At 55.3% G+C, this 22,485-nt stretch carries 23 protein-coding genes; 10 read left to right on the plus strand and 13 right to left on the minus strand.

What is annotated here, in order from left to right:
* Positions 1-197: 197 nt before the first annotated feature.
* Positions 198-455, minus strand: a complete 258-nt coding sequence (locus QN359_RS16680) for a hypothetical protein (protein WP_322250462.1) — start codon at positions 453-455, stop codon at positions 198-200.
* Between the two features lie 100 nt (positions 456-555).
* Here QN359_RS16680 and QN359_RS16685 point away from each other — a divergent pair, with 100 nt between their 5' ends.
* The 3 genes from QN359_RS16685 to hslU all read left to right on the plus strand — a co-directional run bounded on the left by QN359_RS16685 (position 556) and on the right by hslU (position 3,863).
* Positions 556-1,791 carry a hypothetical protein gene (locus QN359_RS16685; protein WP_322250461.1) on the plus strand — a complete coding sequence of 412 codons (1,236 nt, stop codon included), beginning with the start codon at positions 556-558 and terminating at the stop codon, positions 1,789-1,791.
* 146 nt (positions 1,792-1,937) lie between these two features.
* Positions 1,938-2,474 carry an ATP-dependent protease subunit HslV gene (gene hslV / locus QN359_RS16690; protein WP_322250459.1) on the plus strand — a complete coding sequence of 179 codons (537 nt, stop codon included), beginning with the start codon at positions 1,938-1,940 and terminating at the stop codon, positions 2,472-2,474.
* Positions 2,475-2,522: 48 nt separating this feature from the next.
* The gene (gene hslU, locus QN359_RS16695; protein WP_322250458.1) at positions 2,523-3,863 is read left to right on the plus strand and encodes an ATP-dependent protease ATPase subunit HslU; all 1,341 of its coding nucleotides are present in this window, start codon (positions 2,523-2,525) and stop codon (positions 3,861-3,863) included.
* Positions 3,864-3,925: 62 nt separating this feature from the next.
* Here the strand turns inward: hslU and QN359_RS16700 are convergent, their stop codons facing one another.
* From QN359_RS16700 to QN359_RS16720, 5 genes are all read right to left on the minus strand, one after another.
* A complete protein-coding gene (locus QN359_RS16700; protein ID WP_322250457.1) occupies positions 3,926-4,924 on the minus strand; it encodes an NAD(P)H-dependent glycerol-3-phosphate dehydrogenase in 999 nt (332 codons plus the stop codon).
* 109 nt (positions 4,925-5,033) lie between these two features.
* Entirely contained in the window at positions 5,034-5,477 is a 444-nt protein-coding gene (locus QN359_RS16705; protein WP_322250456.1) for an SH3 domain-containing protein, read from the minus strand.
* A gap of 43 nt (positions 5,478-5,520) precedes the next feature.
* On the minus strand, positions 5,521-6,012 hold the full coding sequence (secB, locus tag QN359_RS16710; RefSeq protein WP_322250455.1) for a protein-export chaperone SecB: 492 nt from the start codon (positions 6,010-6,012) through the stop codon (positions 5,521-5,523).
* A 167-nt stretch (positions 6,013-6,179) separates the two neighbouring features.
* The gene (grxC, locus tag QN359_RS16715) at positions 6,180-6,446 is read right to left on the minus strand and encodes a glutaredoxin 3 (RefSeq protein WP_322250454.1); all 267 of its coding nucleotides are present in this window, start codon (positions 6,444-6,446) and stop codon (positions 6,180-6,182) included.
* 16 nt (positions 6,447-6,462) lie between these two features.
* A complete protein-coding gene (locus QN359_RS16720; RefSeq protein WP_322250453.1) occupies positions 6,463-6,864 on the minus strand; it encodes a rhodanese-like domain-containing protein in 402 nt (133 codons plus the stop codon).
* Between the two features lie 95 nt (positions 6,865-6,959).
* On the opposite strand from QN359_RS16720, the gene gpmA reads away from it, so the two are divergent.
* Genes gpmA through QN359_RS16750 form a run of 6 tightly spaced genes read left to right on the plus strand, consistent with a single transcriptional unit; the run spans position 6,960 to position 12,764 of the window.
* The gene (gene gpmA / locus QN359_RS16725; RefSeq protein WP_322250452.1) at positions 6,960-7,712 is read left to right on the plus strand and encodes a 2,3-diphosphoglycerate-dependent phosphoglycerate mutase; all 753 of its coding nucleotides are present in this window, start codon (positions 6,960-6,962) and stop codon (positions 7,710-7,712) included.
* Positions 7,712-9,049, plus strand: a complete 1,338-nt coding sequence (locus tag QN359_RS16730) for a murein hydrolase activator EnvC family protein (RefSeq protein WP_322250451.1) — start codon at positions 7,712-7,714, stop codon at positions 9,047-9,049. Before gpmA ends, QN359_RS16730 begins: the two co-directional genes overlap by 1 nt.
* Positions 9,050-9,063: 14 nt before the next feature.
* Positions 9,064-10,539: a S41 family peptidase gene (locus QN359_RS16735; protein WP_322250450.1), complete on the plus strand. Its 1,476-nt coding sequence runs from the start codon at positions 9,064-9,066 to the stop codon at positions 10,537-10,539.
* 36 nt (positions 10,540-10,575) lie between these two features.
* The gene (locus QN359_RS16740) at positions 10,576-11,346 is read left to right on the plus strand and encodes a molybdopterin-synthase adenylyltransferase MoeB (RefSeq protein ID WP_322250449.1); all 771 of its coding nucleotides are present in this window, start codon (positions 10,576-10,578) and stop codon (positions 11,344-11,346) included.
* 3 nt (positions 11,347-11,349) lie between these two features.
* Positions 11,350-11,991 carry a glutathione S-transferase family protein gene (locus tag QN359_RS16745; RefSeq protein WP_322250448.1) on the plus strand — a complete coding sequence of 214 codons (642 nt, stop codon included), beginning with the start codon at positions 11,350-11,352 and terminating at the stop codon, positions 11,989-11,991.
* On the plus strand, positions 11,988-12,764 hold the full coding sequence (locus tag QN359_RS16750) for a spermidine synthase (protein WP_322250447.1): 777 nt from the start codon (positions 11,988-11,990) through the stop codon (positions 12,762-12,764). Before QN359_RS16745 ends, QN359_RS16750 begins: the two co-directional genes overlap by 4 nt.
* Before the next feature lie 63 nt (positions 12,765-12,827).
* On the opposite strand, the gene QN359_RS16755 is transcribed toward QN359_RS16750, so the two are convergent.
* From QN359_RS16755 to pabB, 5 genes are all read right to left on the minus strand, one after another.
* The gene (locus tag QN359_RS16755; protein ID WP_322250446.1) at positions 12,828-13,577 is read right to left on the minus strand and encodes an ABC transporter ATP-binding protein; all 750 of its coding nucleotides are present in this window, start codon (positions 13,575-13,577) and stop codon (positions 12,828-12,830) included.
* Positions 13,577-15,400: a branched-chain amino acid ABC transporter ATP-binding protein/permease gene (locus QN359_RS16760; RefSeq protein WP_322250445.1), complete on the minus strand. Its 1,824-nt coding sequence runs from the start codon at positions 15,398-15,400 to the stop codon at positions 13,577-13,579. The genes QN359_RS16755 and QN359_RS16760 overlap by 1 nt, the downstream gene beginning before the upstream one ends.
* Positions 15,397-16,470 carry a branched-chain amino acid ABC transporter permease gene (locus QN359_RS16765; RefSeq protein WP_322250444.1) on the minus strand — a complete coding sequence of 358 codons (1,074 nt, stop codon included), beginning with the start codon at positions 16,468-16,470 and terminating at the stop codon, positions 15,397-15,399. The genes QN359_RS16760 and QN359_RS16765 overlap by 4 nt, the downstream gene beginning before the upstream one ends.
* 9 nt (positions 16,471-16,479) lie before the next feature.
* Positions 16,480-17,643 (minus strand): ABC transporter substrate-binding protein, encoded by a 1,164-nt coding sequence (locus QN359_RS16770; RefSeq protein WP_322250443.1) that lies wholly within the window; start codon positions 17,641-17,643, stop codon positions 16,480-16,482.
* Positions 17,644-17,739: 96 nt separating this feature from the next.
* Positions 17,740-19,638: an aminodeoxychorismate synthase component I gene (pabB, locus tag QN359_RS16775; protein ID WP_322250442.1), complete on the minus strand. Its 1,899-nt coding sequence runs from the start codon at positions 19,636-19,638 to the stop codon at positions 17,740-17,742.
* Between the two features lie 139 nt (positions 19,639-19,777).
* Here pabB and QN359_RS16780 point away from each other — a divergent pair, with 139 nt between their 5' ends.
* Positions 19,778-21,070: a GGDEF domain-containing protein gene (locus tag QN359_RS16780; protein ID WP_322250441.1), complete on the plus strand. Its 1,293-nt coding sequence runs from the start codon at positions 19,778-19,780 to the stop codon at positions 21,068-21,070.
* A 7-nt stretch (positions 21,071-21,077) separates the two neighbouring features.
* Here the strand turns inward: QN359_RS16780 and QN359_RS16785 are convergent, their stop codons facing one another.
* Positions 21,078-21,545, minus strand: coding sequence for a DUF962 domain-containing protein (locus QN359_RS16785; RefSeq protein ID WP_322250440.1), 468 nt, complete (start codon positions 21,543-21,545; stop codon positions 21,078-21,080).
* 139 nt (positions 21,546-21,684) lie between these two features.
* Positions 21,685-22,260 carry a nucleoid occlusion factor SlmA gene (gene slmA / locus QN359_RS16790; RefSeq protein ID WP_322250439.1) on the minus strand — a complete coding sequence of 192 codons (576 nt, stop codon included), beginning with the start codon at positions 22,258-22,260 and terminating at the stop codon, positions 21,685-21,687.
* Positions 22,261-22,485 lie beyond the last annotated feature (225 nt).

Here is a 22,485-nt window from a genome sequence, read left to right on the forward strand (position 1 = left end):
GACAGCCTCTGAAGGCCGGGGTTTCAAACCCTAGTCAGATTTTTGATGAAAAATCGTTCACCATGCATAACGATATGCACTTACCAACACTACAATGTTACGAATTGTAAAAACTTAGAGCTGGAATGCTTACTCTAATTGTAGAAATAGCTGAAAAAATGCGAAGTAAACCTAAAGATAAGCGCAAATCGCAGATTTTATGCAAATTTATTAATTTTCCAACTAATCCCCAAAATGATGCGTGTCAGCATTGATTTGCGTGGCGCACTATTCGATCTTAATTCAGAATATACTTGAAGCTCATCAATTGTTTGCCGCTGTCTTGGCGTAAATTTTTTTGGGAACAAAGTGGGGATTTTTTCTCTTTTCGGTAAAAAAACGAGTGGCAAAAGCGATGGCTCGGCGGAGAAATCGCCTACGAGAAAAGCGCGCTCGAAAACTGCCAATTCCGTCATTACGGAGTTTGCCGATAGTGAAATTCTCAGCAACTCCCTGATTACGCAAAGGCATATCGCCCGCGCCACTGAACGAAAAATTGACGCCATCGAATTTGAGATGTCCCGCGACATCGTCAAGACGCGCCCAGCCGTCGTCAGCAAAGCCGATCTGGTCAAGCCAAGTGCCTTGACCACACCGGAACCGAGCTTCGATATCGGCGCACACACCCAGCCCATTCATCGACGTGCCGCCTTCATCGATTTTGAAACCACCTTGCCGATGACGCTGCCGACCGATTACCTGCTCGGCCATCATACCGAAATTCACGCCGGCGCCCTGTCCTACAGCGAATCGGTACCGGTACTGGAAGAAGCCGCGATTCTGTTCGCCAGCGGTCAAAACGACGTGGCTGAACAGATGCTCAGCGCCGCCGTACACCATCAACAACTCGGCAACGCCACCGAAATCGGCTGGCAAATGTTGTTTGACCTCTATCGCATCACCGGCAATCAGCATATGTTCGAGAGCTTGTCACTCGATTACGCCAACAAATTCGAAACTTCGCCGCCGTTGTGGCCGGAGTACCAAGCCAGCGGCGAAATGCAAGACGACATCGATGCCAGCGCGGCGATACCGAGCGTGATCTTTCCAGTCAAGTTAGACAGCAGCATCGTCAAGCTTTTGGAAAAGCTACAACTTACCGGTAGCAAGAGCCAGCAACTGCGCCTCGACTTTTCGCGCGTCAAACAAGTCGATCCGGTTGCTTGCGGCTTATTGCTGCGGATCTTAAGAAACTTCAAAAAGAGTAAGCACGACCTGATGCTCGTCGGGGCCCAGGATTTGGCAGAAAAAATCCGTAGCATCCTGCAAGTTGGCCGACGCGACGAAACCGAAGCACCATGGTTACTGCTGCTGGAAATTTTACAATTGCTGCATTTCGAACGCGCGTTCGAAGAAGCCAGCATGGATTACTGCATCACCTTCGAAGTCTCGCCGCCCTCGTTTGAAGCGCCACAGATGCAGGTCACCACCTCATTCCCTAGCCTCAGTGCAGAGCCGCAGTCGGCCCATGCTGACTGCTTCTTGATGCCAGCCAGCATAGAAGGCAAGCTCGACAGTCTGCTCGCGCGCCTGCTCGAACAAGCGGAGCACTACAACCCGCTGCGCCTCGATTGCTCGCGGCTGGAACGGGTGGAATTCGGTGCCTCGGCCGAATTGCTCAATGGTTTAGCACCGATTGCGGCACAAAGCGGTATGGTGATACAGTTCGAAGAAGTCAATTATTTGGTCATGATGCTGTTCAATGCGATGGGTTTGAAAAATATCGCCAGCATTACCCTGCGCAAGCATTGATCTCACCACCTGTTGCGCTGAAACTCTCCTTGTAATTCGACTGCCGCGCCCCAATTTCTTTCAACACGAGGGGCAAAGTGTGCTCTTCGCCGATCTGCCCCGGGCTACCCGCACCCGCGCAATCAGCCACCATATTGGAGTTTTTCATGGAACAATTTCACGGCACCACCATCTTGACGGTGCGACGCGGCAATATTGTCGCCCTCGGTGGTGATGGTCAAGTTACTCTTGGCAACATCATCATGAAGGGAACGGCGCGCAAAGTGCGCAAGCTGTATCACAATAAAGTGCTGGCCGGTTTTGCCGGCGGCACGGCCGACGCCTTCACGCTGATCGAACGATTCGAAGCGAAGTTAGAGAAACATCAAGGTCACCTGATGCGTGCATCGGTAGAGTTGGCCAAAGATTGGCGCACCGACCGCATGCTGCGCCGGCTAGAAGCCATGCTGCTGGTCGCCGACAAAGACAGTACTTTGGTAATCACCGGCAACGGCGATGTGCTGGAACCGAACCTTGGTATCGGTGCCATCGGTTCCGGTGGTACATTTGCGCAATCGGCCGCCATCGCTTTGTATGAAAATACCGATTTATCACCGATAGAGATCGTCAAAAAATCACTGACGATCGCCGGCGAATTATGTATTTACACCAATCTTTCTCACACCATAGAAACCTTGGAATAAGCGTTTGCCGCGCCGCGCGCGCCGCGTCAGCACCGTAAAGGAAATAATATGAACATGACACCAGAACAAATCGTCGCCGAACTCGACAAACACGTAGTCGGCCAGAGTAAGGCCAAGCGCGCCGTCGCCATCGCCTTGCGCAATCGCTGGCGCCGCCAGCAGGTGCAAGAACCGCTGCGCCACGAAATCACGCCGAAAAACATCCTCATGATCGGCCCGACCGGGGTGGGGAAAACCGAAATTGCGCGCCGGCTGGCAAAACTGGCCGATGCACCATTCATTAAAATTGAAGCCACCAAATTCACCGAAGTCGGTTATGTCGGCCGCGATGTCGACACCATCATCCGTGATCTGGTCGACATCGGCATCAAGCAAACCCGTGAAAGCGCTACCCGCCTGGTAAGAGAACGCGCCGTCGATGCCGCCGAAGAGCGTTTGCTCGACCTGCTGTTACCACCGGCGCGTGATTTCGGCATCCACCCGGACTCTGGCGAAACCGGCAGCAGCAGCGAAAATACCACCCGTCAAACCTTCCGCAAACGCCTGCGCGAAGGCGCGCTCGATGACAAGGAAGTCGAAATCGATGTTGCCGAAGCCGTGCCCCATATGGAAATCATGGCACCGCCAGGGATGGAAGAAATGACCGAGCAAATCAAGACCATGTTTTCCGGTCTTGGCAACGCCCGCAAAAAGTCGCGCAAATTACCGATCAGCGAGGCACGTAAGCTATTGATCGAAGAAGAGGCCGGCAAGCTGGTCAATGAAGAAGAATTGAAACAAGAAGCCTTGCGCAATGTTGAGCAAAACGGCATCGTCTTCCTCGACGAAATCGATAAAATCGCCTCGCGTTCCGATACCGGCGGGGCTGAAGTTTCACGCGCCGGCGTGCAGCGTGATTTACTGCCGCTGGTGGAAGGCACCACCGTCAATACCAAGTATGGCATGGTCAAGACCGATCACATTCTCTTCATCGCTTCCGGGGCTTTTCATTTGGCCAAGCCATCCGACCTGATCCCGGAACTGCAGGGACGCTTCCCGATCCGCGTCGAGCTCGAATCGCTGCTGATTGCCGATTTCGAACGCATCTTGACCGGCACTGACGCCTGCCTGACGCGGCAGTACCAAGCCTTATTGGCAACCGAAAATGTGCAGTTGGAATTCACCGACGAGGGCGTGGAACGCTTGGCCGGCATTGCTTATTCAGTCAATGAAACGACCGAAAACATCGGTGCGCGGCGCTTGTACACGGTGATGGAAAAACTGCTGGAAGAAATTTCTTTCGAAGCCCATCAACATGCCGGAAAAACCATCGTCATCGATGCCGACTATGTGAATGTGCGTTTGCAAGCCCTGTCGAGCGACGAAGATTTGTCGCGCTATATCTTGTAAACAGGAGCGTGCGGTGGACCGCCATTGCGCTTGCGTCAGTGGCTAGAGTGGCTAAAGCAGCTTCAGCCGCCCTCCGGCTTGGCATCACGCGCCAACAAGCGCGTGATCATGTCAGCGGCAGAAATACCGTCAAACAATACCGCCGCCACCGCCTCGGTGATCGGCATGTCGATGCCGTGGGCCCGCGCCAGTTCACGCACTGCGCGCGCGCACCGCACGCCTTCGGCGACATGGCCGAGTTCCGCCACGATCACGGCCAGCGATTTCCCTTCGGCCAACGCCAAACCGACACGCCGGTTACGTGACAAATCGCCGGTACAAGTAAGAATCAAATCGCCGATACCGGTCAAACCCATCATGGTTTCTGCCCGTCCACCGAGCGCCACCACTAGCCGGCTGATTTCTGCCAAGCCGCGGGTAATCAAGGCGGCTCGGGCATTCAAACCCAAGCCCAAGCCATCCGCCACCCCGGTAGCGATAGCCAGAATATTTTTAACCGCAGCACCAACTTCGACCCCGACCAAATCATCGCTGCTATACACGCGCATGCTATTGACATGCATGGCCTGCACCACCAATTGGCATAATTGTTCGGAAGTCGAGGCGATGGTCAGTGCGCACGGCAAACCGCGCGCGACTTCCTGAGCGAATGATGGCCCCAGCAAGGCCCCGGTACGTACCGTGGCGGGCAAAATTTGTTCGGCGATCTGATGCGGCAGCAATTGCGAGCCTTCTTCCAAGCCCTTGCACAACCAAACCACATTACACACGGCCGAGCCGGCCACTGCCGTCAAGGTCTCTCGCAAACCCGATACCGAAGTCGCGATCACCAGCAAACCCTGCTCACCAGCGGCATGCATGAGTGCAGCATCGAGCTCGGCACTGATCTGTAATTGTTCGGGAAACCTAAAGCCGGGCAAATACGCGTGGTTTTCACGCTGCGACTGCAATGCCGCCATAGCCAGCGAATTCCGCCCCCACAGCAGCACCTGATTTTTAGCCGTCAGTGCCAAAGCCACCGCCGTACCCCAAGCGCCAGCACCCAATACGCTGATGTTCATTCGAGTCCTTGCCCGCCCGCTGCGGGCGCAAAAATAAATTAATACCAACAAAATGCCAACAAAATAAAAAAGGACAGCAAGCTGTCCCTTTTCTACGCTGCGCCAGCAATTATAAGCCCCAGACCTCGCTGACTTTCAGATAACCAATCTGGCCATCGCGGTGTTTGACCTTGACCCAAGCGCCACTGGCCGGTTCGGCCATTTCAAACAAGACGTTTTTATCAGCGACCAGCAACAAAGTCGAGCTTTCATCGGCATTGCTGTAGAGTTTTGCCGTTGCCGCGCGCACAATCAGACTACGTCGTGTGATCAGATCTTTGGTTTCTACCCAACTGAGGTCGCCCGCCACATCGCGCACCTTACTCCAGGCACCCGAGCTGAATACCACCTCAACCGGCATGCCGCGCGGAGCGACATACAATTTCCCCCCCTTCGCCGATGGCGCGTCATACATCACCACCGCCGCGCTACCGATAGAACGAAATTCCAAACCTTGCGCGGATGCACTTATAGCCAGCACCATCGAACAGGCAAATCCCATCACACTGCGCATGCTTTTCTTTCAGCAAACGGCCGCTAGACCGCCTGCAGCAAAATTACTGAATCGTGGTCGGTGCTTCGACAGTTGTGCCGTCAGCAGCCGCTTTGGCTTGATCGGCAGCGATCTGCAAACGTTGAGCGTAAAATGCTTCAAAGTTAATTTCCGACAGATGGATAGGCGGAAAACCGGCACGAGTTATTGCATCGGCAACATTCGAGCGCAGGTAAGGATAGATAATGTTCGGGCAACCGATACCAAGCAAAGGATCCAGTTGGTCGTCCGGAATATTGCGCGCTTCAAAAATACCAGCTTGCTTACCTTCAACCAAAAAGGCCACTTTATCGCCAATTTTTGCCGTCACAGTTACTGTGACGGTCGATTCGAAAATACCGTCCGCCAGCTTGTCTGCGCCGACATCAACGGCCACTTCGATCGCAGGAGCTTGCTGTTCGAGGAAAATCGCTGGAGAATTTGGCTGCTCAAGCGACAAATCCTTCAAATAAACGCGTTGGATTTGAAATACGGGTTGCAGATTTTCATCAGACATGTGAGCTCTCTAAATTCTAAGGGTTAATATTGTTTTACAACAACGCAACGCCACAGATAAGGTCATTTCCTATCGTTTCAAGATCGCGTCCCACCATTGTAGCAACAAGATGGCGAAAACTGGCATTTGTTGCAAAAAACAAAACAAAATCCGGAAAAAATCGACTGTTAAGCTTCAGAATTGAGTAAAGCCTCGAGTTTACCGGCGCGATCGAGGGCTGACAGATCATCGAAGCCACCGACATGGGTCGCACCGATGTAAATCTGCGGCACCGTGCGTCGACCGGTTTTGCTCATCATCGTTTCACGCGCGACCGGATCGAGGTCGACCCGCACTTTTTCTATCTCTTCAACGCCTTTGGCTTTCAGCAAACGCTCTGCCATCGTGCAATACGGACAAACGGCGGTGCTGTACATCAGAACTGGGGCTTTCATAGGGTTTTTCTCCTGCTTACTTAACGATTGGCATGCCTTGGGTTTTCCAGGCGTCATTTCCACCTTCGAGACTGAAGGCTTGAGCAAAGCCGGCTTTGCTCAATACCGCTACGGCACTGGCAGAACGCACGCCAGTCGCACAAACGGTGATGACAACTGTACTTTTGGACTTTTCTATTTCTTTCAAGCGCTTATTGAGCTCGGCGAGCGGAATATTTTTGGCGTTAGGCAAATGCCCTGCAGCAAATTCTTCGGCATTGCGCACATCCAAAACCAAGGTTTTTCCCTGATTGATGTATTGCGTTGCCTGTAACTGCGAGAGCTTGGCACCGCGACGTTGCAGCAAAGGAAAGAGCAAAGCGCCACCGGAAATGAGGGCTATACCGAGCAGAAAAATATTATCAAGAATGAATTTCACAAGTTTCCAGTAGTAAAAATGGTTATCAGAAGCTCGTCATTATAAAATAGATGCTGATTGCACATATCACTTACCTACTTACCTTGACATTGACCATGTATAAAATCGTATTAATGCGCCACGGCGAATCCACTTGGAACCTCGATAATCGTTTCACCGGCTGGACCGATGTCGATTTGACCCCGAAGGGCGTGGCCGAAGCCAGCGCGGCCGGACAGTTACTCAAAGCAGCAGGTTTCAGCTTCGACTTGGCCTTCACCTCGGTACTCAAACGTGCCGTTCGCACCCTCTGGGGCACGCTCGACGAAATGGATTTGATGTGGCTGCCGATTGAGCACGATTGGCGCCTCAATGAGCGCCATTACGGCGCCCTGCAAGGTTTGAATAAAGCCGAAACCGCCGCCAAATACGGCGATGAGCAAGTATTAGTGTGGCGCAGAAGCTACGATACTCCGCCGCCAGCACTGAGCGCCGACGATGAGCGCGCTTCGTTCGATGATCCGCGCTATGCCAGCCTCGATCATGCGGCCATTCCCCTGACCGAATGTCTGAAGGATACCGTGGCCCGCGTCATGCCGGCTTGGGATGACAGCATCGCCCCGGCTATCCGTGCCGGCAAACGGATTTTAATCTCCGCCCATGGCAACAGCCTGCGCGCCTTGATTAAAATGCTCGACGGAATCAGCGATGAAGACATCGTCAACCTCAATATTCCTAACGGTCAACCGCTGGTCTATGAGCTCGATGCCGATCTCAAACCTATCCGTCACTACTACCTTGGCGACCAAGCTGCCATCGCCGCCTCGCTGGCAGCGGTAGCCAGCCAAGGCAAAGCCGTAAAGCCTTGATGGCAGCAGTCGTCCGCCTGCTCTGCCTCGGCTTCTTAGGCCTGTCCTTGACAGGCCCGGCGGCCGACGCGCTGGCCGCCAGCACGGCGCGTACCCAGCAAAAAGCCAAGGCCGAGAGCGCGCGCGCCGAATTGCAGCAGCAGCTCAAGGCACTGAAAACCGACATCAACAAAACCGAAAACGCCAAAGGCCACGCCAGCGATGCGTTGGCAGAGTCGGAGCAGGCAATTTCCGAAGCCAACCGCTCTTTACGCGACCTGCAGCAAGAACAACAGCAAACCGAAACCAAGTTGACGCAGTTACAACAGCAGCAAGAAGCCTTGCAAGCTCAGGTGGAGCGACAAAAAAATCGTTTGTCGACCTTCCTGCGCAGCCAGTACATACGCGGCGACAGTGACCGCATCAAACTGCTGCTCTCGGGTGACAACCCGAATCGCATCAACCGCGAGCTGCAATACATGGGGTACATCTCGCAAACGCAGGCCAAACTGATCGCCGGCTTGCGCACCAGTTTGGCCGCAGTGGAACAAAACACCCGCGCCGCACAAGATGCTAAAGACGATCTGAGCGACATCGCCGCAGAGCAGAACGACCACAAAGCCGCGCTCGAAGCACAAAAGAAAAAGCACGCCAGCTTGGTCAGCCAGTTATCCGATAAACTGTATGCACAAAAAAAACAAGCCGATAATTTACAAAAAGATGAACAAAGGCTCAGTAATCTGGTCTCACGTCTGGATCAACTGATTCAAGATCAAGCCAAAGCCGAGCAAGTCCGCGCAGAACAGGAAGAAAAACAGCGCCAAGAAAGAATCGCGGCAGCCAAAGCCGAACGCGCTAAACAAGCTGCGGCAGATAAAAAGTCCGGCAAAAAAACCAACCCGAATGCGATCGACGCCGACGAAGCCCCAAAACAAGCTAAAAGCGAAGCGCCACCAAGCGGCGAATTCGACAAACTCAAAGGCCAACTGCGCGCGCCTTTGAAGGGTGAAATTCTGGCCAAATTCGGCAGCAAACGTGGCGATGGGCCGACCTGGAAAGGTTTATTCATCAAAGCGGCCGAGGGCAGCGAAGTCAAAGCGATCGCCGCCGGCAAAGTGATCTTTGCCGATTGGTATAAAGGTTACGGAAATATGCTTATTATTGCTCACGGCGACCAATACATGAGCATTTACGGAAATAATCAGGCAGTATTGAAACATGTCGGCGACAGCGTCAAAGCTGGCGATACAATTGCCAATGCAGGTAACAGCGGCGGCAATGAAGAATCCGGTTTATACTTTGAAATCCGTCATCAAGGACGGGCATTTGATCCGCTTAATTGGATCGTCGTTAAATAGGCATTAGGTGAATCATGGGCAGTAAATTCAAGAATTTCGGCTTAATCGGCCTGGGCATGGTAGCCGGCGTGGCAGCATCGATGCAGTTTTCTGCGTTGGCCCAAAAAAGTGCCGGCAGCCCGCTGCCAGTAGAAGAGCTGCGCCAGTTGGCAGATGTCTTCGGTCTGATCAAATCAGATTATGTCGAACCGGTGGAAGATAAAAAGCTGTTGGAAGAAGCTATTACCGGCATGGTCGCCTCGCTCGATCCACATTCTGCCTACCTCGATAAAAAATCCTTCAAAGAACTTAAAGAAGGTACCCAAGGTAAATTCGTCGGCCTTGGCATCGAAGTCGGCATGGAAGACGGCTACGTCAAAATCATTTCGCCGATCGAAGATTCGCCGGCCTACCGCGCTGGCCTGAAACCCGGCGATCTGATCACCCGACTCGATTCGATACAGGTCAAGGGCTTGTCACTCGATGAAGCCGTTAAAAAAATGCGCGGCGAACCGAATACCAAGATCACCCTGACCATCGCCCGCAAAAATGAAGACAAGCCTATCGTCGTCACCATCACGCGCGAACTGATCAAACAGCAAAGCGTGAAAGCGAAGATCATCGAACCCGGCTATGCCTGGCTGAGAATCTCGCAGTTCCAAGAGCCGACTGTCGAAGACATGGCAAAAAAAATCCAGATGCTGTATGCCCAGGATCCATCGATCAAGGGCTTGGTGCTGGACTTGCGTAACGATCCGGGCGGCGTATTGCCGGGCGCTATCGGTGTGTCGGCCGCCTTTCTGCCGAAAGACGTCGCCGTGGTATCGACCAATGGCCAATTGCCGGACTCGAAAGCCACCTATTATGCCAAGCGCGAGTTTTACACCGGCCGCACCGTCAGCGACCCGTTGGCAAAACTGCCGGAAGCGATCAAAAACGTACCGATGGTGGTATTGATCAATACCGGTTCGGCCTCAGCCTCGGAAATCGTCGCCGGTGCCCTGCAAGATTACAAGCGCGCCACCATCATCGGCACCCAAAGTTTTGGCAAAGGATCGGTACAAACGATACGCCAGATTTCCGCTGATACCGCCGTCAAACTGACTACGGCACGCTATTACACACCGAATGGCCGCTCGATCCAAGCCAAAGGTATCGTACCCGATCTGAACGTCGAAGAAACTGCGGAAGGCGACGGCTTCAACAGCCTGCGCACCCGTGAAGCCGACTTGCAAAAACATTTGAGCAACGATAAGGAAGCCGAAACCGTGCGTCCTAAGGTGGACGAGCTCGAAGAAGAGCAACGCCTGATCGCCTTGGCCAAGAAAAGCAAGCCGCTCGAATACGGCAGCAAAGACGACTACCAGTTGACCCAAGCACTCAATCACCTCAAAGGCTTGCCAGTCAAGGTGACCGAAGCCAAAGATCTGAAAGATGGTAAAGAAAGTAAAAATGAGTCGGGTGCGGAGAAATCCGATAAAGACAGCAAATCCGAACTGAAGAAAAAATAAACCAAAGGCCGCGTCAGCGGCCTTTTTTACAACAACATGAACGACCAACAACTCTTACGTTACTCGCGCCACATTCTGCTCGACCAAATCGGCATCGAAGGTCAGCAGAAAATTTCGGTCGCCCGCGCACTCATCATCGGTGCCGGCGGACTCGGCTCGCCGGCCGCCTTGTACTTGGCCAGTGCCGGCGTCGGTCGCATCACCTTGGTCGACCACGACACGGTCGATCTGACCAATTTACAAAGACAAATTCTGCACACCACCGCCCGCATCGGCCAGCCCAAGGTCGAATCCGGCAAACACACGCTGCAACAAATTAACCCCGAGATCGATATCATCGCGCTGCAACAGCGCGCCGATGCCGCCGGCTTCGCCGACTTGGTAGCACAGGCCGACGTGGTACTCGATTGCAGCGATAACTTCGCGACCCGTCATGCCCTCAACGCCGCCTGCGTCACAGCTGGCGTACCATTGGTATCGGGGGCGGCAATCGGCTTTGATGCCCAGATCAGCGTGTTCGATCGGCGCCAAGCCGACGCCCCCTGTTATGCTTGCCTGTTTCCACCCGATCAAGTGTTTGAAGAAGTGCTGTGTTCGGCCATGGGCGTGTTCGCGCCACTGGTCGGCATCATCGGTGCCATGCAAGCGGCCGAAGCACTGAAACTGATTATGCAGATCGGCCGCTCGCTCAACGGTCGCCTGCTCATGCTCGATGCCCTCAGCATGGAATGGCACAGCATCAGCATTGCCGCCAATCCCGCTTGTCCGGTGTGCCACCGGCAGCCCTCACCTCTGAATGAAAACTGACGCATGTACACCCTCTATTACTCACCCGGCACTGCCAGCATGCTGGTCCATCTGGCCTTACTCGAAACTGGCGCAGCCCATCGCTTGGAATTAGTCGACTTTGCCAGCGGCCAGCAAAAACAAGCGCACTACCTGGCCATCAACCCGGCCGGCGTGGTACCGACCCTGATCGTCGATGGTGCGGCGCGGGTCGAATCAGCCGCCTTGCTGATGTTGTTAGCCGAGCGCCATCCACAGTCAGCGCTGGCACCGGCCAGCGGCAGCGCGCTGCACGAGGCCTGGCGCGAGTGGCTTATTTATCTATGCAATAACTTGCAACCGGCCTTTCGCCTGTGGTTTTATCCGAGCGATCTCGGCTACGCCAGCCATCCGGCGGAACTGAGCACGGCCTTGCAAGAGAAAATTGCCCGCATCTGGGAACACCTCGATCAACATCTGCGCACGCACGGCCCCTACTTGCTGGGTCAACAATTCTCCGGTGCCGACCTGATGCTCGCCATGCTCATGCGCTGGTCGCGCGCGATGCCACGCCCGGCCACCGACTGGCCGGCCTTACGCGGCTTGGCCGAGCTGGTCTGCGCCCGTCCGAGTTGGCACAGCATGCAGCAAACCGAAGCATTGAGCGCCTGGCCGGTCGCGGCATGAGCTTGATCACGTACCAAATCCTGCCACCCTTGCTACCGGAAATTTCGATTTCCGAATTCATCGGCGTGCGCTCGCTGCACTTGGCCTCGGATGCGATTCAAGGCTCGATGCGCATGGCCATGCCCGATCAGATCGAGCTCGAATACGTGCAACAGATGATGATGTGGTTGTTGTTTACCGATGACCCGCGCCACATCGCCCAGCTCGGCCTCGGTGCGGCGGCGCTGACCAAGTTTTGTTACCGCCAGTTTCCGCAAGCGCAGATCACGGCGATCGAACTCAATCCGCTGGTCATCAAAGCTTGCCACGAGCATTTCAAATTACCACCGAACGACACCCGTCTACAAGTGCTGTGCATGGATGCGCTGCAATTCGTCAATGAGCGCGCCCATCACGGCACGCTCGATGTCCTGCAGGTTGACCTGTACGACGCCAGCGCAGCAGCGCCAGCGCTGGGTGGCGCGGCGTTCTATCAAGCCTGTGCCGATTGTCTCAACGAACAGGGCATGCTGACGGTGAATTTATTCGGCGACCCGCAAAACTATGCCGCCACCTGCACCGCCCACCTCGAAGCCTTGGAAAACGCCTTCGACGCCGTGGTCTGGCTGCCGCTGGTGCATGATGCCAACACCGTCGCGATCGCCTTCAAACAAGCACCGGCCATCGACTTCGATGTCCTGTTTGCGCGCGCCGCTGAAATTCGCGCGCAAACCAAACTGCCGGCCGCGAAATGGGTGCAAGGTTTGCAAGAGTGGATGTGTGATACTCAGTGAGGCCTTGGGAAACGCGCCTTTAATCGCAGCGGAATTGACCGTTGCCGATGCGGCTGCACTGACTCAGGTACGCCGCGCAGCCAGACCCAGATAAGTTTCGATCACCCGCGCATCATCGGCCAAGTCGGCCGCTGGCCCTTCGAGTACGATGCTGCCGGTTTCCAGCACATAGGCGTAATCGGCCACCTGCAGGGCAGCCCGGGCATTTTGTTCGACCAATAAAATACCGACGCCACTGTCGCGCAGTTGTCGGATGATGTGAAAAATCTCTTTGACTATCAGCGGCGCCAAACCGAGGCTAGGTTCATCCAGCAGCAGCAAACGTGGTTTAGCCATCAGGGCGCGCCCCAGCGCCAACATTTGCCGCTCACCGCCAGACAAACTGCCAGCCAATTGGCTGCGCCGCTGGCGCAAACGTGGAAATAAGTCATACACCATGCCCAATTGATCGGCATAGTCGGGCAGGCCGGCGGCATAGCGGCAATAACTGCCGAGCAGCAGATTATCTTCCACCTTCATGCTCGAAAACAGTTCGCGCTTTTCCGGTACCAAAGACATACCGGCAGCAACGCGCCGCTCGATCGCCCAAGCCGAACAATCGTGGCCGTCATACTCAATCGATCCGCGCTGGCTGGCACCGATTGGCAAAGCCCCGGCCAAGGCATTGAGCAAACTCGATTTACCGGCACCGTTGGGACCAATCACAGTGACAATGCCAGCCGCAGGGACCACCACAGCTATGCCATGCAAGGCCGCGACTTTACCGTAACAAACTTCGATCTGCTCGGCTTGACAGAGTATCGGCTGCGCCATCACTCCAGCCCGCCGAGGTACGCGGCCAACACCGCCGGATCTTGCTGTACCTCGGCTGGCGTGCCTTGTGCGATTTTGCTACCGAATTCCATCACCACCAATTCGTCGCAAACATTCATGACAAAATCCATATCGTGTTCAACCAATAAAATACTCATGCCCGCGGCACGTAATTGACGCAGCACCGCAGCCAATTCCTGTTTCTCTTGATAGCGCAAACCGGCCGCCGGTTCATCTAACAGCAGCAGCAAGGGATCGCAGCATAAGGCGCGGGCAATTTCGACCAAGCGTTGCTGGCCCAGGGCCAGACTGCCGGCCGGCGCGTGCATCAGCTGCGCCAAACCGAGTCGTTGCAATTGCAGCTGTGCCGTCGCCAACAAGCGCTGTTCCATCGCCAAACCAGGTGCGGCAATGCTGAGACAGACTTCGATCAGGTCGTGGTGTTTGCCGCGTAAATGCGCGCCGATAGCAACGTTGTGCAGCACACTCATGTCCGCTTGCAGACGTACATGTTGAAAACTGCGGGCAATGCCGAGTGCCGCTATCGTGCGTGCCGGCAGCTTAGCCAGCGCGTGCCGCTGACCATCGCAATGAAAATACAGCGCGCCTTCAGTGGCCGGCAATACTCCGCTGATCACATTGAACATGGTCGATTTGCCAGCCCCATTGGGACCGATCAAACCAAGTATTTGTCCGGCCCGTAATTGAAACTGCATCTGATTGAGCGCGATTAAGCCACCGAAGCGTTTGCTGAGCTGATCAACTTCCAACAACAAACTGCCGGCCGCGGGCTGCGCACGCTGTGGCAGCGGTTGACACGCTGGCAGCGGTGCCGGCGGCGCTATACTGCCGCTAAGCCGCACTAATGCGGCAGCCAAATAAGGCCAGACGCCATCGCGCGCGGTTTGCAGTATCAGCACCAGCACGACACCGAAGACGATGATGTCAAAATTACCGCTACTGCCCAACACAGCCGGCAGCAGAGTTTGCAACTGATCTTTGAGCACGATCACCATGGCCGAACCGAGCAAGGCGCCCCATACATGGCCGGCACCACCGAGTACCGTCATGAACAGATACTCAATGCCGGCTTGCAGACCAAAAGGCGTAGGATTGACCGAGCGCTGTAAATGCGCATACAACCAGCCCGAGACACTGGCCAGCAGCGCGGCGATCACGAAGATGATCAACTTCAGATTGACGGTATGGACGCCCATGGCTTCGGCCATCAGCACACCGCCTTTGAGGGCGCGAATCGCGCGGCCCGAGCGCGAGGCTAATAAGCGGTGCAGCGCCAGCACCGCCAACAGCACGATGCACCAGATCAGCACGAACATGCGCCTTGGCGTATTGAGCAGCAGGCTGCCGAAGGCGATAGGCGGAATGCCGTTGATGCCATCGTATTTGCCGAGGAATTCAAAATTACCGAACAAGAAATACAAAGACAAACCCCAGGCGATGGTACCGAGCGGCAGATAATGGCCCGACAAGCGCATGCTGATCAAGCCCAGCGCGCTGGCACACAGTAGCGTCAGCAGCAAGCCCAAGGCCAAACCGGACCAAGGCGAACCGGCACCGGCGGTGCTGAGCCAAGCGCTGCTGTAGGCACCGATACCGACGAAGGCCGCTTGCCCGAATGAGGTCAATCCGCCTATCCCCGTCAACAACACCAAGCCGAGCGCGACGATGGCCGACAAGCCTATGTAATTGGCCAAGGTGATCCAGTATTCGCCGAGCGCTAATTGCGGCAGCAAACCGACTGCCAATACTGCTGATATTGCCAACACCGCAGCCGCCCGGCCACGCAAGATCTGGCGACTCATGCTTCATCCTCCTGGTCAAGCACGGTGCTGTGCAGCGAGCGCCACCACAATACCGGAATGATCAAGGCGAACACAATCACTTCTTTGTAAGCGCTGGCCCAAAACGAGGCATACGCCTCGAGCAAGCCGACCAACAGCGCGCCGGCCGCGGCCAAGGGATAGCTGACCAGCCCACCGACGATGGCACCGACAAAACCTTTCAGGCCGATCAGAAAACCGCTGTCGTAATACACCGTCGTCAGCGGCGAAATCAAGATGCCGCAGACGGTGCCAAGTGCACCGGCCATGGTAAACGCGCGCAAGCCGGCAGCGCGGGTGCCGATGCCGACCAATTGCGCGCCCAAGCGATTAACGGCCGTAGCACGCAAGGCTTTGCCGGCCAAAGTACGCTCGAAGTACACATAGAACAGCAGCATCAGCAGCAAGGCCGTCAGTACCACCACCAAGCTTTGCCCACCAATTTGCAAACCGGCGAAGTCGCAGCGCGCCTCGGAAAACGGCGTGGTGCGCGAACCTTCCGGACCGAACATGAGCAGGCCCAAGCCGGTCAAGGCCATATGCACGCCGACCGAGACGATTAACAACACCAGCGTACCGGCGCTGGCGAGCGGCTCGAATGCCAGCCGATACAACAGTGGGGCCAAGGGCGTGACGATGCCCAGCGTGAGCAAGGCTTGCAGCGCCAAGGGCCATTGCTGCAAATCGGTATGGCGCAGCGCCAGCGCGGCAATCGCCGGCAACAGCAGCAAGCTGCCGCAGCAGCGCAGCCACTGCCAGCAAGCGCGTCGCCAATCACGGCCACCGGCGCGCCACACGGTGCGCACTAACAGCAGGGTCTCGCGCAGCAGACACAGCGCGCCCAGCGCCAGCAATAAGTTCAACGTAGCCGGCACATGACCGGCTTGGATCGCCGCCAAACTGAGCGCACCAAAAGCGACAAATTCGCCTTGCGCAATAAAAATTACCCGTGTCACCGAAAATACCAGCACCAGAGCCAAGGCCAGCAGCACATACACAGCGCCATTGGTAATGCCATCCTGCGCCAGAATGGCAGCGATAGAAAAATCCATGAATTTGTCTCAGTTTGCCGAGGAACCGAGCTTCCAGCTGCCACCGACGATTTGCACCATCACGCGCGAACGCTGATCGAGACCGAGGTGGTCTGTGCTGTTCATATTGACGATGCCGTGCGAGGTCGCCAAGTTGCTGGTATTTTCGATTGCCGTGCGTAAGGCGGCGCGGAATTCTTTGCTGCCCGGTTGGGCTTTTTTCAACGCGGTCGGTAGCGCATTTTCCAGTAACAAGCCGGCATCCCAGGCATGACCGCCAAAAGTCGATACCGAGCCGACGCCATACACTTTTTCATACGCGGCGATATACTTCAGGGCCGATTTTTTGACCGGATTATCGTTCGGCAATTGGGCCGCCACCAGCATCGGGCCAGCCGGCAGCCAAGTGCCTTCGCAATCTTTGCCACAAACACGCAGAAAATCATTGTTGGCAACGCCGTGGGTTTGATAAATTTTGCCGCGGTAACCGCGCTCTTTGAGGGTTTTCTGCGGTAAGGCAGCCGGTGTGCCGGCACCGGCAATGAGCACGGCATCGGGGTTGACGGCCATGATCTTCAATACCTGACCAGTCACCGAGGTATCGGGACGGGCGAAGCGTTCATTGGCTAGCAGTTTAAGCTTGCGGCTTTCGGCCAAACGCGAAAACTCGCGGTACCAGCCCTCACCATACGCATCGTTGAAACCGATGAAAGCCACCGTGCGCACGCCGGCGTCGAGCATGTGACTGATAATGGCGGTCGACATATGGGTGTCGTTTTGCGGCGTTTTGAAAACCCAAAACCGCTTGGCATCAGCCGGCGCGATGATGGATACGGCGGCAGCCATGGAAATCATCGGCGTTTCGCTTTCCGCCGCAACATCGATCATCGCCAAGGAAGTTGGCGTGATGGTCGAGCCGATCAATAAATCGACCTTCTCTTCCGACACCAGCTTGCGCGCATTTTTGACCGCCGTGGTGCTGTCGGAAGCGTCATCGAGAATAATGTATTCGACTTTTTTTCCAGCGATTTCACGCGGCAGCAGCGCGAAAGTATTTTTTTCTGCAATCCCCAGCGAAGCCCCGGCACCGGTGGCCGAGACATTCACCCCGACCTTGATTTGGGCGGTGGCCGGAGCGAGCAAGAACAAACTCAGCGTAGCAGGAAGCAAGACGCGTACAAGGCGGGAATTCATCAGGGTGTCTCCTCAACGGATAAAATAACAATCCGGCGTGTCGCCGCCGGTAATCATTGAGTGTAACCGCGGACTTAGTCGGAGCACAACCGCCAATCAAGGCTGCGTCAGTTGCAACTGCACCGTAAATGGCCCACGCAAGGCATTGCACAGCATTAATTGTTCAGCCGTGAGCAAATCCTCACGCGTCAGCGATTGCTCGCGCAATTGATAGCGCGGATCGGCCAACAAGACCGCCCGCATCACCCCCGGTAACACGCCGTCAGACAGCGGCGGGGTCAACCAATGACCATCTTTTTTCAGCAAGACATTGCTGCGCCCGCCTTCGGTCAAGTGGCCGTGCTCATTGAAAAACAACATATCGAAAGCACCGAGTTCAATCGCGCGCTTCCAAGCTTGGTCGTATTCGGCACGCAGCGTGGTTTTATGCGCCAAAAATAATTCGCTGCTGCGCGTCGTACTCGCGGCCAGCAGCACCGTCGGCAGCGCGACCAAGGGACTCAACACCGCACTGTTGATACGCACAGCACCGCCAGCATCGAGCGCCAGCCGCAGCCGGCAATCGACGCCCGGCGGCAACGCGGCACAGGCCGCGCTCAAGGCGCGCGCGATCTGCAGTTCGTCAAACACAAAACCGAAATAAGTGGCCGACTGCCGCAAGCGCAGCAGATGCCGCCCTTGGTGGCGGCAGCCGTCGGCACGACTGGCAAGCAGGGTTTCAAACAATTCGAACGGTGCCGCCAGTCCGGTTAAGAAACCAGCCTTGAGCTGGCATTCGGCAAACTCCTCGGCCGCCACGCTGTCATGCACGATCCCCGCCCCTACCCCCATCTGGCCGCGGCGGACCGTGCAATCGGCCGCGGCAGCCTGTAACTGTAAGGTCCGGATCGGCACCGACAGACAAAAATCACCGGGATAAACAAGCGCGGCAGACTCGACTGGGGCGGGATCAAACCAGCCGATAGCGCCGGTATACAGACCGCGCGCCGCCGTTTCGAGCTGACGAATTATTTCCATGGTGCGGTGTTTCGGCGCACCGGTAATCGAACCGCAAGGAAATAAGGCCGTCATGATGTCGGCCAAACTCAAGCCCGCTTGTAATTGCGCTTCCACGGTCGAAGTCATTTGCAACACGCTGGAAAAAGCCTGCACCTCAAACAGTTGCGGCACCCGCACCGTGCCGGTGGCGGCGATACGGCCTAAATCGTTGCGCAGCAAATCGACGATCATCAGATTTTCTGCCCGGTTCTTGCTATCGGCCGCCAATGCTGCGGCGATCGCCACATTGTCTTCCTCATCGGCGGAAGCCGCTGCCGTCCCCTTCATCGGGCGCGCCTGTAATTGCCCGCCGTGCTGGCGTATGAATAATTCCGGCGACAAAGACAAGATGGCGCCACCATCGGGCAGCATGATCAAGGCCCCATAGGGTACCGGCTGCCGTGCGCGCAGCCGACTGTACAAGGCTGCTGGGCTGCCGTAGGCATCAAACTGCAAGCGATAGGTGTAATTAACTTGATAGCTGTCGCCGGCCTCTATATAAGCGTGAATCGCCCCAATGGCTTGCTCAAACGCGGCTTGATCGGTATCGGCATGCAGCCCAGCAATACCGGCCTGCAAGGGAAGCGCACCGGCAGCGCTGGCCAGCGCCGCACTGACTTGCTCCTGATTGAGTAAGAGACAATGACGAAATACCAAAATCTGTGAAACCGCCGGCTCTTCACGGGGGGCGATAGCCTGTAACTGTGCCCCGGTTTCGTAGCTCAGCAAACTGAGCCCATAATAATTTTGTTGCAATAGCGCTGACAACTTTTGCCACATCGGCAGCCACTCAGCGGCTGTGCGGCATTCCAACACCTGCACCAAGTCATAATACAGACGCGATTGCGCACCACTGTCGTGGGCATCATCGAGCAAAGCAAAGGCCTGACCCGAGCTCAATAGTCCGGGCGGTATCAGAGAAGAAAACGAAGTGGTGGTCACGGCGAGTACGTTCATAAGGGGGAGCGCTCAGTTTACTCGCAGATGGCGCAGCGCACATCCGATAAATCACAAAGGCTGCAGTTTTTTTCACAAAACAGGACAATATCAAGATCGCACGGTATATTCTTAATAATTGACCACGCGCAACATTCCTATGAATACCACTGATCGCAATTTGCCTTTAGCAAAAATTTTGTTGCGCCAGTACGCGCGTCAACTGGGGCTTGGCTGCGTGCTCGGTTTACTGCTTTGCGCATTGCTCACCGCGATCTGGACCGAGCAATTTTTCCTGCGCGCAATCCGCGCCAGCAGCGCCACTCTGGCCAACAATATCAGCGACAATTTGGCCAACGGCGATGTGCGCGGCATGCAAAATCTATTCTTCAATGCAGCGCGTGAGCAAGATTTATTCAGCGCCACACTGTATGATCGCCACGGCCTTGCCATTCTGGCCTGGGCCAACGGTGCACTGGTCGACACCGAGGCGATCTCTGATCGCAGCCTGATTGCCAAGCAGACATTGCAACTCAACAGCAATCACATCTGTACCGTCACACCGGTGAGCGGCCAGGCCGGTTTGCTCGGTAATTTGAAGGTAGACTACAATGCTTGGCCACTGTACTGGCAGATGCTGCTCTTATTACTGAGCAATGCCGCTGCCTTCCTGTTAGCCGGCTGCTGCAGCGTTGCATTATTTTTTCGACAGCAACTGCGTACCCTACAGCCTTTGCAACTGCTCACACAACAAGCCCAGCTGGTACTCGATACCGGCGACTACAGCTTGCGCGTGCAGGAAGCGCCCGGTTTTGCCAATCTGGGTGGCAGTTTCAATGCCATTATTGCGCGTATGGAAAGCTGGGAAAATAATGCTCACAGTGCCAGCCAGCAGCGTCGTGCGGCAGAAGAGCGCATCCACGTGCTGGACAATCACGATAGTCTGACCAAATTACCGAACCGCCATTATTTTCATAAATTAATCACCAATAGCATCGAAGATGCACTCGGAAACCACCAACACTTGTGTTTGATGTTTCTCGATCTCGATCACTTCAAGCTGTTGAGCGAGCGACTCGGTTATGATGCCTGCGATCAGGTTTTACTCATCGTCGCGGAACGTTGCCAAGCCTTGTTATCGCCGGGAGATACACTGTGCCGTGTCGATGCCGATGAGTTTGCCTTGGTATTCCCACAGCAAAAAAACTTGGAAAGTGTGCGGCAACTGGCCGATCAGATCCTCCACGCGATGCAAGCGCCGATGCTGCTCAAGGGCGGCAGTTGCCAAGTCAGTGCCAGCATAGGCATCGCCTGTTGCCCGCTGCATGCACTTGAACAGCGTCTGTTCTTGCGCAACGCCGATCTGGCCCTGCAGAACGCCAAAGCGGCCGGGCGCAATACTTGGCGGCTGTATGATCCCAATCAGACCAACGATCCCGATCTGTCGGTATGAGTCTGGCTCAGTAAGTCCAGCCGCAGCGCCGATACAACAAGCCGAGTACAAACAAAGGGCCGACCAGCAAGAAACGCAGATCATCGAAAAATGAGGGTTTTTTGCCTTCGATATGATGGCCGATGAATTGTCCTATCCAAGCCAGCACGAACACGAGCAAGGCGATCTGCCAAATTCGCCCGGCCGGCAACAGCGGTAACAGTGCCAGCATCAAGCTAGCCATCAGCAACATGCCCAATGCCAAACGCGGCGCGAGAAAGAAATAATAAATCAAACTGGTCATCACGGCCGCGGCGGCAGCCAAGGGATGGGCCGACCACACCAGCGCAAGCAAGGCAAATACGATTGCCGGCACACAAATGCAATGAATGATTTCATTGACCGGATGGAGGTGGCTTTCGGCGTAACGGCTCAACAACACATCGATCTGACGCCGCCGCACGCCGCTGGCATACTGCACTGGGGATGGTTCCATTTTGTCTCCTGAGCGACAGTCGGCCGCCTCGTCAGGCAAAGAGAGGTAGCGGCTGTCTGATTTTTATGATGCGACGCCCGCCTTCGTTGAAGCGGATCGTCCTATCATACACTGCTCTGGATAACAAAAAGCAAGGAACTCAGCGCAATAACATCGCCATTTGTGCTGTAGCGTGTTCGGTCGGCAGCTGTTTAAACCCGGTTTTAGCAAACCGCAGCCAGCGGCCGTAGACAAAACTGCACAGCATGGCCGCACGCACGCTCGCTTCTGTTTCGACGCTGTGGCCCTGAGCGGCGGCCATACGTAAGGATTGGCGCAAAGCCAGTTCCAAACGTTCGGCAAATTGGTTCATCCGCAGTTGCAAACGCTCATCTTCATTCACCAACACATCGCCAATCAAAACCCGCGTCATGCCGGGGTTGCGCTCGGCAAAATTCAACAGCATGTGAACAATCGCCTGCGTCTGTAAGACGCCGTCGTCTTGCTGTTCACTGATTTGATTGATCAAGCCGAACACCGAGGTTTCGATGAAATCGATCAAGCCTTCGAACATTTGCGCTTTGCTGGCGAAATGGCGGTACAAGGCGGCTTCCGAGACACTGACGCGCGCGGCCAGCGCTGCGGTAGTGATTTTTTCGCTTTTCGGGTTTTCCAGCATTGCTGCCAGCGCCTGGAGTATTTGTAATTTGCGCTCGCCGGGTTTGGTACTAGCCATGTTTTGTTTGATTCACTGGTAAAAGTTTGCCACGCACCTGAAGGATGCAAATAGATGTTTCTTTAATGCAATTCCGTCTGAGGCCGGCGAATTGTCGATTTTATGTGAAAGTATGTGTGGATGTGAAGCAATATTGTAAATATCCACAGAACAACTTAATGGATCGTCGCAAGCGACGATGGAAAAGACTCTGGAAGGGGTCTGCATCCCCTCCCATCGCGTCGC

This window comes from Undibacterium sp. 5I2, from assembly GCF_035019605.1.
GTDB lineage: Bacteria > Pseudomonadota > Gammaproteobacteria > Burkholderiales > Burkholderiaceae_D > Undibacterium.

What these genes read in the sequence shown, in the direction of transcription:
- QN359_RS16705 (WP_322250456.1), bottom strand. Translation starts at nt 5,477, where the DNA reads ATGCGCAGTGTGATGGGATTTGCCTGTTCGATGGTGCTGGCTATAAGT.
- hslV (WP_322250459.1), top strand. Translation starts at nt 1,938, where the DNA reads ATGGAACAATTTCACGGCACCACCATCTTGACGGTGCGACGCGGCAAT.
- QN359_RS16685 (WP_322250461.1), top strand. Translation starts at nt 556, where the DNA reads ATGTCCCGCGACATCGTCAAGACGCGCCCAGCCGTCGTCAGCAAAGCC.
- QN359_RS16735 (WP_322250450.1), top strand. Translation starts at nt 9,064, where the DNA reads ATGGGCAGTAAATTCAAGAATTTCGGCTTAATCGGCCTGGGCATGGTA.
- QN359_RS16755 (WP_322250446.1), bottom strand. Translation starts at nt 13,577, where the DNA reads ATGGCGCAGCCGATACTCTGTCAAGCCGAGCAGATCGAAGTTTGTTAC.
- secB (WP_322250455.1), bottom strand. Translation starts at nt 6,012, where the DNA reads ATGTCTGATGAAAATCTGCAACCCGTATTTCAAATCCAACGCGTTTAT.
- QN359_RS16780 (WP_322250441.1), top strand. Translation starts at nt 19,778, where the DNA reads ATGAATACCACTGATCGCAATTTGCCTTTAGCAAAAATTTTGTTGCGC.
- QN359_RS16730 (WP_322250451.1), top strand. Translation starts at nt 7,712, where the DNA reads ATGGCAGCAGTCGTCCGCCTGCTCTGCCTCGGCTTCTTAGGCCTGTCC.
- grxC (WP_322250454.1), bottom strand. Translation starts at nt 6,446, where the DNA reads ATGAAAGCCCCAGTTCTGATGTACAGCACCGCCGTTTGTCCGTATTGC.
- QN359_RS16740 (WP_322250449.1), top strand. Translation starts at nt 10,576, where the DNA reads ATGAACGACCAACAACTCTTACGTTACTCGCGCCACATTCTGCTCGAC.
- pabB (WP_322250442.1), bottom strand. Translation starts at nt 19,638, where the DNA reads ATGAACGTACTCGCCGTGACCACCACTTCGTTTTCTTCTCTGATACCG.
- slmA (WP_322250439.1), bottom strand. Translation starts at nt 22,260, where the DNA reads ATGGCTAGTACCAAACCCGGCGAGCGCAAATTACAAATACTCCAGGCG.
- QN359_RS16750 (WP_322250447.1), top strand. Translation starts at nt 11,988, where the DNA reads ATGAGCTTGATCACGTACCAAATCCTGCCACCCTTGCTACCGGAAATT.
- QN359_RS16680 (WP_322250462.1), bottom strand. Translation starts at nt 455, where the DNA reads ATGACGGAATTGGCAGTTTTCGAGCGCGCTTTTCTCGTAGGCGATTTC.
- QN359_RS16700 (WP_322250457.1), bottom strand. Translation starts at nt 4,924, where the DNA reads ATGAACATCAGCGTATTGGGTGCTGGCGCTTGGGGTACGGCGGTGGCT.
- QN359_RS16770 (WP_322250443.1), bottom strand. Translation starts at nt 17,643, where the DNA reads ATGAATTCCCGCCTTGTACGCGTCTTGCTTCCTGCTACGCTGAGTTTG.
- QN359_RS16785 (WP_322250440.1), bottom strand. Translation starts at nt 21,545, where the DNA reads ATGGAACCATCCCCAGTGCAGTATGCCAGCGGCGTGCGGCGGCGTCAG.
- QN359_RS16760 (WP_322250445.1), bottom strand. Translation starts at nt 15,400, where the DNA reads ATGAGTCGCCAGATCTTGCGTGGCCGGGCGGCTGCGGTGTTGGCAATA.
- gpmA (WP_322250452.1), top strand. Translation starts at nt 6,960, where the DNA reads ATGTATAAAATCGTATTAATGCGCCACGGCGAATCCACTTGGAACCTC.
- QN359_RS16765 (WP_322250444.1), bottom strand. Translation starts at nt 16,470, where the DNA reads ATGGATTTTTCTATCGCTGCCATTCTGGCGCAGGATGGCATTACCAAT.
- hslU (WP_322250458.1), top strand. Translation starts at nt 2,523, where the DNA reads ATGAACATGACACCAGAACAAATCGTCGCCGAACTCGACAAACACGTA.
- QN359_RS16745 (WP_322250448.1), top strand. Translation starts at nt 11,350, where the DNA reads ATGTACACCCTCTATTACTCACCCGGCACTGCCAGCATGCTGGTCCAT.